Raw genomic sequence first — 12,106 nt, 5'->3', positions numbered from 1 at the left:
CTTGAAATATTTTACAGTAATCCGAATTGTCGATGATGCTATGCTGTAATTCTTTCGTGGATATTTTTGACCTCCCATATTTTTAATTGCCCGTATCTGATTTCTTTTCATTCTGTAATCGTTTGAGGAGGTACATTTGTTCCGCTTCGGTCAAAATTTCCGAAAAATTCTCAACATCTCCATAGAAAAAGGGTGAGGCGTCAATATCGTTTTGCTGATTGTGGCGAACGACTTCGCCACAGATGCCGGGAGGAGTATATCCCGAGGCGAAAAACGCCGCCGCGCCCCCTATCATTAGAAGTCCTGCTGTAAATTTAATCCATTTCATAATCAATAATTAACGCTCTCTATCAGATAGCATCCGGGAACATTATCATAAACGCCAGAAATGCTACCGCCAGGGTCAAAATCAAATTGAATGACTGGCCCACGGCATAAAGCGTCATTGGTTTGCCACCATCCATGCGGCTGGCCAGATTTTTGAAATTTGATTCGAGACCGATAGCAACAAAGGCCATGCAGAAAAACCATCCGCGCATGGTTTTGGTAATCGGTTTTATAAATTCGGCCTCGACCAGTTTGAAATCACCGCCCATCGCCGGAACAACTATAAAAGAAAATATTACCGAGGCGCCGATAAACCCGATAACGAATTTCGGGAAACGGTTCCATATTTCCATCGGATTGGGACGGGCTCCGCCCGGTTCTCGTTCAACACTGTAACACCAGAACAGGGCCACACAGAAAGCCAAAATTCCAATTAAAACATTTTGGATCATCTTGACGACGGCGGCGACTTTTTCGGCGTCGGGACCGAGCATCGATCCGGCGGCGACAACCGCTCCGGTGGCATCGATTGTCCCGCCCATCCAGGCTCCGCCCAGGACGGCGTTCATACCAATTGCTTTTATGGCAATCGGCATAAATATCATCATCAGGACAGTAAAGATGAGCGTCATACCAACGGCCAGAGTCAAATCTTCTTTTTTGGCCCGGCAGGCGGCGGCGGTGGCGATGGCGGCCGATACTCCGCAAACTGAAGTAGCGGCGGCGATAATAATCGCCAGGGCCTTATTTTTCATTTTCAGAACTCGAACTCCGAATAAATACATGAACACGACAACGATGGGCGTGACGATCCAGGCAACCATTAGTCCCGGAGGCCCCAGGACAAGGATTTTTTTGAAGAGGATTTCGGCGCCCATCAATACCAGACCGGTTTTAATAAACAATTCCGTTTGCGCACCCGCTAAGAGCCATGATGGAGCGCCGATTGTATTGGATATTAAAAGCCCGATTAGAAGCCCCCACATGGCGTAACTGAGTCCCCAGTATTTAATATTGGTTTGATTGGCGACCCAATAAGCAAGACAAGCGAGCAGGAAAATAACTATAAATCCGGCAACATATTTCCCGACCGGCTGATTTTTCATGACCGCGATCGCTACCGCCGTTAGTATCCCCATACCGATCATCAGAGCCAAAAGCGGCAGGATGTTATTGCCGATGACGGTTCCGTCTTTAATAATCGCGAAAGCGTCGAGCGGACTCGTCGACCATTTACCTATTTTGGGAATATCTGGGATCCAGCGCAGAAGCGCGGCAATGATTATGGCAAAACCGATCCAGACCGCCCACCAGTCTTCATTCTTCCAAACATCATCCCAACCTTTGTTCATACAATTGACCCCTGCTTGAAAAACAATAAACTTATGAAAAACTATTTTTATTAAATCTCAAGTTAAAGCGATTAGTCGCTTAAATGTATATAAAACAAGGCGGTCATGCGACCGCCTTGTTAAGCTATATTCAGGCCGCCTTCTCGGCGACCGCGACAGGTTCCGGTGCCTGTTCCGGGGCTTTAACGTTTCGCGGTTCGCGTCCTATCATGGCAGCGTAAGTCAACGCCAGGGTCCGGTAAAACATGTGCGCGAATTTGGAATAAGGCATATACCAGAGGAGCATGTACACAAAGACAATATGGAAGAAATAGCTGAGATAAGCCAGCTCTCCGGTGCCCATCACTCTGATAAGCCATGAAGTCATGCCGGTAAAGCCAGTCAAAAAGATAATGTATAAGAACAATTGATCGGCGTAACCGCTCGCACCGACCGATTCTTTGTCGGCCCAGCGGCGGAAAATCATGATACCGCCTCCCAAAAATAGCAACAAACCACTGGCAACCCCAAGAAATTTCACAGGATGAGGCAATTCAAGAGGCAATTCAAAAAACGAATGGAGCGATTCCAAACCCAGCATATTCAAGTAGTGCGGAATGAATATAAATACAAATACCATACCGGTCGTAACCATAGCTCCGGCAAATCCGGCCAATAGAAGAATATGCGCCGTGGCGCGGTCTTTGTTGGCTTCACATTCCTTGAAACGGGAATGAGTAATCACTTCGGTAATAGTTGTCCAGAGCGCTTTTATAAACGGCACTTTGACTGTATCGCTTCGTGATTTGAGAGCTTTCCAGAATCGGGAAAAACCGATTGAGGCAAAGGCAAAGATTAAAATATTTCCCAAAACAAAGAGAGCGTCAACGGTACTGTGCGGAAGAAACAGATTGAAATCTACTATTTCGCTGGAAACGAATGCGAAATCGCCATTGTCCAGACGGGGCGCGGATACATAAATGCAGAAAATGAGAATCAAGACGGGGAATAAAAATAACGCCGGAAGAGCCCGGGGGTTCGCCAGAGCTTTGCCCATAAACGAGGGAAAAGCGAAACGTTTGTATATAAATGAGCGAATCGCGGCCAGGACATCTCCGGGTTTAGCGTCGCGAGGACAGTGAATCCCGCAGTCATTGCATTGGTAGCATAACCAAATATCGGGATCTTTAATAAGTTCATCGGTTTGACCCCACTGAGTCAGAATCATTTCCTTACGAGGATACGGATTATCGTCGGGAGAAAGGTTACAGACTACCGAACATGTAGCGCATTGAAAACACTTTTTTACCGACTCACCGCCGTTTTTCTTTATCTCTCGAATAAATTGCAAATCGGGATTAATCAGGCGAGGTTCAGCCATAATTTCACTCCTTGCTTTCTGATCTATTCAGAAGCATTTATATACACAGGCCAGATATATTTATCAACTATAAAAATAGACAGGTTCCTCCGCGCTGTCAAGCAATTTGTTATTTATTTCACAAGGACCGTATAATCTTTAGGCTTTCCTGGATTAATTTATCGGAACAATTCATACAATTTTTATCCTGTATGTATTGTCGGCATCACCGTGCAAAACAAAAGCAACGACAAGATAATTAACCCACAAATCAAGGAATACAGAATCTATTTTGTTCTCTATTAAATCAAATTGGGAAATTTATCCGCCCTGCCCTTGTAAGTCGTTATATATCACTACAATAATAAGACTTAGTGATCTGTATATCATATCCAGAGGTTCTTAAGCCGGTTTTCAACCTGCGCAATCCTTAAACAATTCGCAATCTGATTGATATTTACGGTTTTATTGCAGACTATTTCTAAAAAATACAGGTAATTTAAAATAGAGAAAAAACTTCATTTTCGCTTGACATCGCTTGTGAAAATATGTACATTCTCAGTGTAAAGAAGTGGTGTTTGTAGGAGGGTAAATTCATTTTTTTTTGCCCAGCTTGTGAAAAAAGTCACATATTTGATAGCAAAAAATGTCGGCGAATGTATTTTAGTGCGGTTATGTTTGTGAAAAGTATCACATTCTTACCGATAATAAATAGATAAATATGGCGTTTTATAACTTTTAAAAAAGGATAGGTCAGAAATGGCAAAATCCAATTTAATATCTCCTCATGGGAGCGACGAGTTAAAGATTTTGCTTCTTGAAGGTAAGGAGAAAGAAGAAGAACTGAAGCGGGCGAAGACTCTGCCCAAGGTCGTTATGTCCAGTCGAGAAACCGGCGATTTGATTTTCTTAGGTATCGGCGGATTTACACCTCTGGAAGGCTTCATGAACGAAGCTGACTGGAAGGGCGTTTGCCAGAATATGAAAATGTCGAACGGCATCTTTTGGCCGATTCCGGTTACTCTTTCGCATGACGAAGAAATCGAACCGGGTACCGATATTTGTTTGATTTCCGGCGAGACAAATGAAATCATGGGTACGATGAAGGTGGAAGAGTGTTATAAAATCGACAAAGAATTTGAATGCAAACACGTTTACACCACGACTGATCCTGAGCATCCCGGAGTCAAGATGGTGATGGATCAAAAGGAGTGGAATCTGGCCGGGCCGGTCAGGGTTTTATCCGAAAGTTACTTCCCTGAAGAATTCAAGGGCATTTATCAGCGTCCCGCGGAAAGCCGAAAAAGCTTTGAAGAAAAGGGCTGGAAGACTATCGCGGCTTTGCAGCTTCGTAATCCGATGCACCGTTCGCATGAGTATCTGGCCAAGATCGCCATTGAGGTGTCAGACGGTCTGTATATTCATCAATTGGTCGGCAAATTAAAACCGGGTGATATTCCGGCTGAAGTTCGCGTTAACTGCATCAATACCCTGGTTGAAAATTATTTTGACAAGGGTCGCGTCGTAACCGGCGGTTATCCCCTGGACATGCGTTATGCCGGTCCTCGCGAAGGACTGTTGCACGCTGTTTTCCGTCAGAATTTTGGCTGCTCACACATGATTATCGGCCGCGACCATGCCGGAGTGGGCGATTATTATGGTCCTTTCGATGCCCAGGAAATTTTCTTCAAACTTTGGGACGGCGCTCTGGAATGCAAGATGCTGCCGATTGACTGGACATTCTGGTGTTACAAATGCGGCGGCATGGCTTCCATGAAGACTTGCCCGCACGGTAAAGATGATCGTCTCTTCTTGTCGGGTACCGCGCTGCGTAAGTCTCTCTCCGAGGGCGGCGATGTCCCGGCGGAATTTTCCCGCAGTGAAGTTTTGGGAATTCTTCGGGATTATTACGGCGGATTGAAAGAAGAAGATAAGGTTGAAGTCAAGATGCATGGCCATGCTACCGGCAATGCTAAGACAAAGAAATAAATGACAAAAGAAGAAGCAAAAACCATAAACAAACGGGAAACTTCCAATTAGGAGGGATATATGCCAAGTTTTGTAATTCCCGAAAAATGCGACGGGTGCAAGGCGCTGGACAAGACCGCTTGTCAGTATATTTGCCCCAACGATTTGATGGTCCTGGATAAGGAAAAAATGAAAGCCTTTAACCAGGAACCGGAAATGTGCTGGGAGTGCTATAGCTGCGTCAAGATTTGCCCGACCCAGGCGGTCGAAGTGCGCGGTTATGCCGATTTCGTACCGATGGGTGCGATGGTTACGCCGATGCGGAGCACCGACAGCATCATGTGGACGGTGAAATTCCGTAACAACATGTTGAAACGGTTCAAATTCCCCATTCGGACAACTGAAGAAGGTAAAGCAAAGCCGACTGGCGGTTATGCTACCGCTCATGATAATTTAAACGATCAAACCCTGGCTCAAGAGCCTGAAGCGCTCAGATTATCTGAAGTGTACACTCTTAAGTAAAATCTGGAGGTATTAAGAGAATGCAAAATTTCGAAACTGTTGAAGTCACCACAGATCTTCTGATTCTCGGTGGTGGTATGGCAGCTTGCGGCGCGGCAGTTGAGGCTTCCTACTGGGCCAAAAAGAACGGTCTTAAGGTAACTTTAGTCGATAAAGCTGCGATTGACCGCTCCGGCGCCGTTGCCATGGGTCTTTCGGCCCTGAACCAGTATGTTGGTTTGACCGATGGTGAAAACACGGTTAAGGATTATGTCGATTATGTCCGCATGGACCTTATGGGCATCATTCGTGAAGACCTGGTCGCCAATATTGCTCGTCACGTTGATTCAACCGTACACCTTTTTGAAAAATGGGGTTTGCCAATCTGGACCGATGAAAACGGCAAATTCGTTCATGAAGGTCGTTGGCAGCTTATGATCAACGGTGAATCCTACAAAGTTATCGTCGCTGAAGCGGCCAAAAATGCTTTGACCGAAAATGACGGTGAATATTTTGAACGTATTTTCATTACCGAACCGCTGATGGACGGCGATCGCATTGCCGGCGCAGTTGGTTTCAGCACTCGTGAAAACAAATACTATGTCTTCCGTGCCAAAGCCACTATCTGTGCCATGGGTGGCGCCGTTCATGTATTCAAACCACGCAGTACCGGTGAAGGCCTTGGCCGTGCCTGGTATCCTCCGTGGAACTCCGGTTCCTCGTTATATTTCACCGCGCGTGCCGGCGCTGAGTTAACCTCTCAGGAAATCCGGTTTATCCCGGTTCGTTTCAAAGACGCTTATGGTCCGGTTGGCGCCTGGTTCCTGCTCTTCAAAGCAGCTGCGACTAATGCCATGGGCGGTAACTATATGATCGAACGCCGCGATGAACTCGAAAAGTGGAAACCGTATGGTTTGGTAAAACCGATTCCGGCGAATTTACGTAACTGGCTCGGTATGCTTGACGTCATGGAAGGCAAAGGCCCTATCTTTATGCGTACTGACGAAGCGATTCAAAGGATCGTGTCTGAGGCCGGCGACGAAAAAACCGCCAAGAAGAAACTTAAAGAACTCGAAGCCGAAGCCTGGGAAGACTTTCTGGATATGACCATCTCACAGGCTATCCTGTGGGCGGCCAGCAACATCGAGCCTGACAAGCAGCCCTCCGAAATCGCCGCGGCCGAGCCGTACTTCATTGGTTCTCATTCCGGCGCTTCCGGCGCTTGGGTTTCCGGTCCGGATGATCTCCAGAATGACGAAACCAAAGGTGAATACTTCTGGGGATACTCCAACATGTCGACTGTCAAGGGTTTGTTCTGCGCCGGTGACGCCTCGGGCGCCTCGTCGCACAAATTCTCCTCCGGTTCACATGCTGAAGGTCGTATCAGTGGTAAGGCAGCCATCAAGTTTATCGTTGAAAACAATGACCAGCCTAACGCCAACCAGGGAAAAGTCGATGAGTATAAGGCTTTGGCCCTCAAACCTCTCGAAATCTTTGAGGCTAACAAAGACAAAACGACTGACCCGAACATCAATCCCAACTACATCCGTCCGAAGATGTTTATGTTCCGTCTTCAGAAGATTATGGATGAGTATGTCGGCGGTGTCTCGGCTCAGTTTACGACCAATAAAGCCTGTTTGGATAGAGCCCTTGATCTTCTCACCTTCTTGAGAGAAGACTCTGAGAAGCTGGCGGCTGAAGACCTGCACGAACTGCTTCGTGTCTGGGAAAACGTCCAACGTATGTGGCAGGCTGAAGCTCATACCAGAACTATTCTCTTCCGTGAAGAGACTCGTTGGCCGGGTTACTATCGTCGCTCAGACTTCCCGGCACTGGATGACGAGAATTGGCACAGCTTTGCCAACTGCCGCTGGAATCCCGAATCAGGCGATTGGGAAATGATCAAGCGCCCGATGCTCCATGTTTATCCTGAAGCTATTGAACATGAAGAGGCAACCATGGCGTCGGCTTAGGTCGAAGTTGGATAGTTTAATTTCGGCACGATACGCGACAATTAATCCTCCGGGCCCAGGCCCGGAGGATTTTATTTGTAATCTAAACCGGATTTTTTGAGTATATTGGGATTATGGAAAACAAAGATACAAATTGTCCGCATTGCGGTCAACCGATGAAAAAATGGGCTCCCCCGGAGCAATCAACCTGGGGTGATCACCCGCAATACGTCTGTTTCAATGACGAGTGCGGATATTATGTTAGAGGCTGGGAACGAATGAGGACAGAATATAATCAATATGCCTCCTATCGTCATCGTTACGATCCCGTCACCGGTCAGAAAGGTCCGCTGCCGGTCTGGTCGCCCGATGCCCATAAAGACGCCATTGTTGAAGATGGAGAATAGATAATGCGGGAAATTGAAAATCTCAAGAAAGCGATACTCGAAGACTATCCGCGTATGGATGAGAAAAGCGAATTTTGCTTTAAATGTCATAAGGATGTTCCCTGTTTTAATGATTGTTGCGGGGACGTGAATATCTTTCTGACTTCTTATGATATTATTCGTCTTAAAAATCGCCTAGGGATAACCTCGGGTGAATTTCTTTCACGCTATACAATTTCTCCGTTTGACGAGAACGCTAAATACCCGGTACTGCTTCTCAAAATGGAGGACAATGAGAAGAAATCGTGTCCGTTTGTCGCTGAGCAGGGATGTACGGTTTACGAAGATCGCCCCTGGCCATGCCGCATGTATCCTTTGGGATTGGCATCGCCCAAAGCCGACCAGACGGACAATGAGAGAGACTTCTTTTTTCTGCTTAAGGAGGAGACCTGCAAAGGTCACAACGAAGATAATACTATCACCGTCGGTGAATGGCTGGCCGACCAGGGTATTGAAGAATACAATGAATATGGAAACTGGTTCAAAGAAATAAGTCTCAGCGATTTCTTTGAAAAAGGGAATCACATCGATCCCAAGCGGATGGAGATGTTTTTCACAGCCTGCTATAATATTGATAAGTTCCGGGATTTTGTCTTCAAGAGCAGTTTTTTAGATAAAATTGAAATCGAAAATGAGTTGGTTGAGCAGCTTAAGTCAGACGATATTAAACTTTTGAAATTCGCGTTTGACTGGATTAAATTCGCTATTTTTGGCGAACAGACGATGAAAATCAAATCACAAGCGCTGGAAGTCAGCAAAAAGAAAATGGCTTCCGATATGAATGACATCGTCCCGGTTCCCAAATGGCGGGCGGCGTTTGGCGGGTTCTCTGAGGAACAAAAAGCCATTGCCAATAACACCAATTGGAAATTTGTCGAAGGCGTGACATCACCGGTAGAACTTTCAATTCATGTCACGAGACTATTCGCGGATGGAATGCCGAAGAAAAATATTATTGATGAATTGATCAAGCGAGGTGTAAAAAAAGATGCCGCTTTGGCCCATGTCAGCTTGCTTGAGAATCAGCTGAAATAGCATAAACTGCGCCGGGGACACCTGTGTAATTGTTCGGCAAAGTAAAGCGCCTCACTCCCTATATATTATCTACAATCCACAATTGATTTTCATAAAAATAATTTCTATAACTTTAATAAAAACAATTGTTTCGTCTCCTTGACTTTCAAATCATAAATAGTATTTTAATTAGGTCTTTCAATAATTCCATTTGGGGATAATAGGTGCGGGAGGATATCATGGCAAAAAAAACCAATAATAAAACCAACTCTTTACAAATAGATATGCAAAAGGATAAAAATGTTTCTATGGAAAAAAATAAGAAAAAAATCCTTGTAATTGGGGATCTTTTTATTGATGAAAATTGGCTTATGGCCAAGCACGAAAGTTATAGTAGCACCAATGTGGGTAAGCATCATTACATAAGTTACCTGGAGGGGCCGAAAAGCATGATTTTTAGTTTGTGCGGTGTCGGAAATTCATTGAAAATATTATATGGGCCGGGCAGATCCGAAAATTTAGAAGAGGAAGAAGAAAATCCATTATTAAAGAAATATGAACTTTTAGGCGTTAGCGCCTGGAATCCTCGTGATAACGAAATTATTGAATGCGTATTATGCCCCAAAAAACACCGTGATAAAAGTATGAATCCATACAAATTGGAAGGGCTCAAGGTTCCTGACCATTATAAACCTGACGATAATAATTCTAAGGCAAAGCTCAGACGAATCTGTCCCTATGATGATTGTCCTTGTGAGTTGCAGGATCATCTGGAAATGATAAATCTATTTAACGAAGAAAACTCTAATCACTCATCCACAAATCGGATTTTTCGCATATATGAGGGATTCGGCGGAGATCAGCCCGAATTACTTTATCGATTTGACTGGAAATTAGAAATTGACGAAAGCAAACTACCCGACAAAAGGATAAAAGATATTATAAAAGAAATAAAGGATGTTGAAGCCGTGGTCATAGTCGATCATGGAAAAGGAGTTATAAATGATAAGGTGATAGAAATTCTGTATGAGAAATATAAAGATAAGAAATGGTATGTTCGCTTGAAGCGTGCAGAACCATCATGGTTAAACTATCTTAAAAAAAGGAAAAAGAAATTAAGACTAATTATCAAAGACGAACAATTAATTAAGTATCAATACGGTATCCGTCGTTATCGTCATGGGGCTTATTTGGGTCGAGGGGCTCTTGAGGCGATGGGCGACATGCTTGGCCTTCATACATATAAACATGGTAAAAGAAAGGAACAGAATAAATATCCCAAAGCATTGCATGCGGCTATCTTATTTGAAGATAATTCCGCACTGGCAGCCAGCAGACCGGATAACTCAAATGACGCCAATATGTATTACATCCCACCGCCGTCAGGTGACATTATGCCGATCCAGGTAGGGAGAACCTCCATTTTCTTCAATTCGCTGATTCATCTGGATCTGATGTCGGATGAGGATGAGGCCGGATCTAATTCAGATAATATCTATGATTTGTGCGGTCGCGCTTTATCTAATATGTATCGTTGGACGCAGGAATGCACAGACGCCTGGCACGATAAACAGCCGGATCAGCTTAGCGGGCCATTCGACCAAGTGATTATGTGGAATTCTCTATCATCCCCTCCCTCAAAAAAACCGAAACGCCAAGCTTTAAAATATGGACGATCCTGGGAGGACTGGAATAGGTCTTCAAAAGAACAGGGAATAATTTTGCGAAATAAGAATGAGCAACGCCAGACAGATGAATTGCAAGTGTGGCGGTCATGCGGAACATTGACAGATTATATATGCCCCGGTGGAGCAAAACGATCTGCAATAAACAACCTGATCTCTTCGCTGAATAGTTTCAGTAAAATAGAAAATCCCAAATTTCCTTTCAATTGCCTGTTTATTTCCGAACCGGGTTGGGGCAAAAGCTACCTGGCCCGATGTTTATCTGATCATTTTGACTTTGAATATTTGCCGTTTTCAATTGCCCAGATGGCTTCAAACGAGGATCTTATTGATTCATTTAAAGTAATTGTCTCTACGCAGAAACGGACTAATAAAAAAGTTTTGGTATTTATGGATGAGACCGATGCCAGGATTGAGGGACACAACCCTTTGGGGCTCTTTCTGGGGCCTATGTGGGACGGCGAATTCAAAATTGAAGGCAACACAAATAAAATAGATCCATGCGTATGGGTATTTGCCCTGACGAAACCGGCAGATTCACTTACGGAATCTGACAAAGGCAGAGATTTTTTATCGCGTATTAACGGTCACATCCTAAACCTGGATTACCTTGAAGAAAAAGACCGCATTCAGATACAGCATAAAGTGGAAGAAAGTGAACGTCAAAGGAGTTTGGATAAAAACGCAAAGCTTAGCAAAAGCCTTAGAACAGAATTAGTTTATCAAGGGATTTTTCAATTTAAGAGGTCTTTTGGACCCATCACGCATGTTGACAAAAAAATATTGGAACTCTTTTACAATATTCGTCCCAAAAATGGAATTCGGAGCCTACAAATATTCGTAAATAAATTTACACCACCTGTCAAAGGTATTATCAGAGCCGCAGACGCACCCAAATTAACCGGTTTGGCGGCTGATGCAGAATTAAGCAGACATATTAGCATTCTTGAGCAGGATTGGTATGATATGAATTTCAACTTAGCGGAGGCCGAGGATAATGACTTGGTAAAAATATCTTTTCAACCGGATCGATAATTAATATTTATTTAATTTGATCGAGATGTCATCGAAGAACTGATTAAACGTGGCGCAAAAAAAGACGCCGCTCTGGCCCACGTCAGCTTGCTTGAGAATCAGTTGAAGTAATCATTGAGGCAGTTGGATCTCGTTCAAATTTCCGATAGTCGCGAATAAATTCATTATCCGATTTCAGTGATTTTATATATTCATCAAGGTAATCAATAAACAAGCTGTGCAATTCCGGCATATTAATTATCAATCTGTAAATAGCAAAGCGTGTTCCCCGTTCAAATGGTTCTTCCCATAAAAATGACGGCAGTCGCACGGCATAATCTGGAATTAACCGGGTGTAACACAACCTGAGGATAATTTATTTTTTTACGGCGATTGTGAGACAAACGTGCGTGAATCCGTGTATCTAATAAACTATGTCTTCAAAGGCGGTGACCCGCCACAGGTGGGGTGTGCGGGGGAGTAAGCGGGTAAATTATTGCCAATTCCA

The 12,106-nt window shown here is 44.3% G+C and carries 9 protein-coding genes; 6 read left to right on the top strand and 3 right to left on the bottom strand.

Going from position 1 to position 12,106, the window contains the following annotated elements:
- Positions 1-82 precede the first annotated feature (82 nt).
- From V3V99_06470 to qmoC, 3 genes are all read right to left on the bottom strand, one after another.
- Entirely contained in the window at positions 83-328 is a 246-nt protein-coding gene (locus tag V3V99_06470) for a hypothetical protein (GenBank protein ID MEE9442296.1), read from the bottom strand.
- 22 nt (positions 329-350) lie between these two features.
- A complete protein-coding gene (locus V3V99_06465) occupies positions 351-1,679 on the bottom strand; it encodes a putative sulfate exporter family transporter (protein ID MEE9442295.1) in 1,329 nt (442 codons plus the stop codon).
- A gap of 130 nt (positions 1,680-1,809) precedes the next feature.
- A complete protein-coding gene (gene qmoC, locus V3V99_06460; GenBank protein ID MEE9442294.1) occupies positions 1,810-3,039 on the bottom strand; it encodes a quinone-interacting membrane-bound oxidoreductase complex subunit QmoC in 1,230 nt (409 codons plus the stop codon).
- Positions 3,040-3,777: 738 nt separating this feature from the next.
- Here qmoC and sat point away from each other — a divergent pair.
- From sat to V3V99_06430, 6 genes are all read left to right on the top strand, one after another.
- Positions 3,778-5,007: a sulfate adenylyltransferase gene (gene sat, locus V3V99_06455; GenBank protein MEE9442293.1), complete on the top strand. Its 1,230-nt coding sequence runs from the start codon at positions 3,778-3,780 to the stop codon at positions 5,005-5,007.
- A gap of 60 nt (positions 5,008-5,067) precedes the next feature.
- Positions 5,068-5,508: an adenylyl-sulfate reductase subunit beta gene (gene aprB, locus V3V99_06450; GenBank protein MEE9442292.1), complete on the top strand. Its 441-nt coding sequence runs from the start codon at positions 5,068-5,070 to the stop codon at positions 5,506-5,508.
- Between the two features lie 20 nt (positions 5,509-5,528).
- Complete coding sequence (gene aprA, locus V3V99_06445) at positions 5,529-7,460, top strand: adenylyl-sulfate reductase subunit alpha (protein MEE9442291.1); 1,932 nt, start codon at positions 5,529-5,531, stop codon at positions 7,458-7,460.
- Positions 7,461-7,573: 113 nt separating this feature from the next.
- Positions 7,574-7,846: an ogr/Delta-like zinc finger family protein gene (locus tag V3V99_06440; protein MEE9442290.1), complete on the top strand. Its 273-nt coding sequence runs from the start codon at positions 7,574-7,576 to the stop codon at positions 7,844-7,846.
- A 3-nt stretch (positions 7,847-7,849) separates the two neighbouring features.
- Positions 7,850-8,920, top strand: a complete 1,071-nt coding sequence (locus V3V99_06435; GenBank protein ID MEE9442289.1) for a YkgJ family cysteine cluster protein — start codon at positions 7,850-7,852, stop codon at positions 8,918-8,920.
- Positions 8,921-9,138: 218 nt separating this feature from the next.
- On the top strand, positions 9,139-11,619 hold the full coding sequence (locus V3V99_06430; GenBank protein ID MEE9442288.1) for a hypothetical protein: 2,481 nt from the start codon (positions 9,139-9,141) through the stop codon (positions 11,617-11,619).
- Positions 11,620-12,106 lie beyond the last annotated feature (487 nt).

It is taken from the genome of Candidatus Zixiibacteriota bacterium (assembly GCA_036480375.1).
Taxonomy (GTDB): Bacteria; Zixibacteria; MSB-5A5; order GN15; family JAAZOE01; genus JAZGGI01.
This window is presented reverse-complemented; position numbering and strand designations above follow the sequence as displayed.

Bases quoted from the DNA above. Each gene is read 5' to 3' on its own strand.
- V3V99_06470 (MEE9442296.1), bottom strand. From the start codon at position 328: ATGAAATGGATTAAATTTACAGCAGGACTTCTAATGATAGGGGGCGCG.
- V3V99_06430 (MEE9442288.1), top strand. From the start codon at position 9,139: ATGGCAAAAAAAACCAATAATAAAACCAACTCTTTACAAATAGATATG.
- aprB (MEE9442292.1), top strand. From the start codon at position 5,068: ATGCCAAGTTTTGTAATTCCCGAAAAATGCGACGGGTGCAAGGCGCTG.
- V3V99_06435 (MEE9442289.1), top strand. From the start codon at position 7,850: ATGCGGGAAATTGAAAATCTCAAGAAAGCGATACTCGAAGACTATCCG.
- V3V99_06440 (MEE9442290.1), top strand. From the start codon at position 7,574: ATGGAAAACAAAGATACAAATTGTCCGCATTGCGGTCAACCGATGAAA.
- sat (MEE9442293.1), top strand. From the start codon at position 3,778: ATGGCAAAATCCAATTTAATATCTCCTCATGGGAGCGACGAGTTAAAG.
- V3V99_06465 (MEE9442295.1), bottom strand. From the start codon at position 1,679: ATGAACAAAGGTTGGGATGATGTTTGGAAGAATGAAGACTGGTGGGCG.
- aprA (MEE9442291.1), top strand. From the start codon at position 5,529: ATGCAAAATTTCGAAACTGTTGAAGTCACCACAGATCTTCTGATTCTC.
- qmoC (MEE9442294.1), bottom strand. From the start codon at position 3,039: ATGGCTGAACCTCGCCTGATTAATCCCGATTTGCAATTTATTCGAGAG.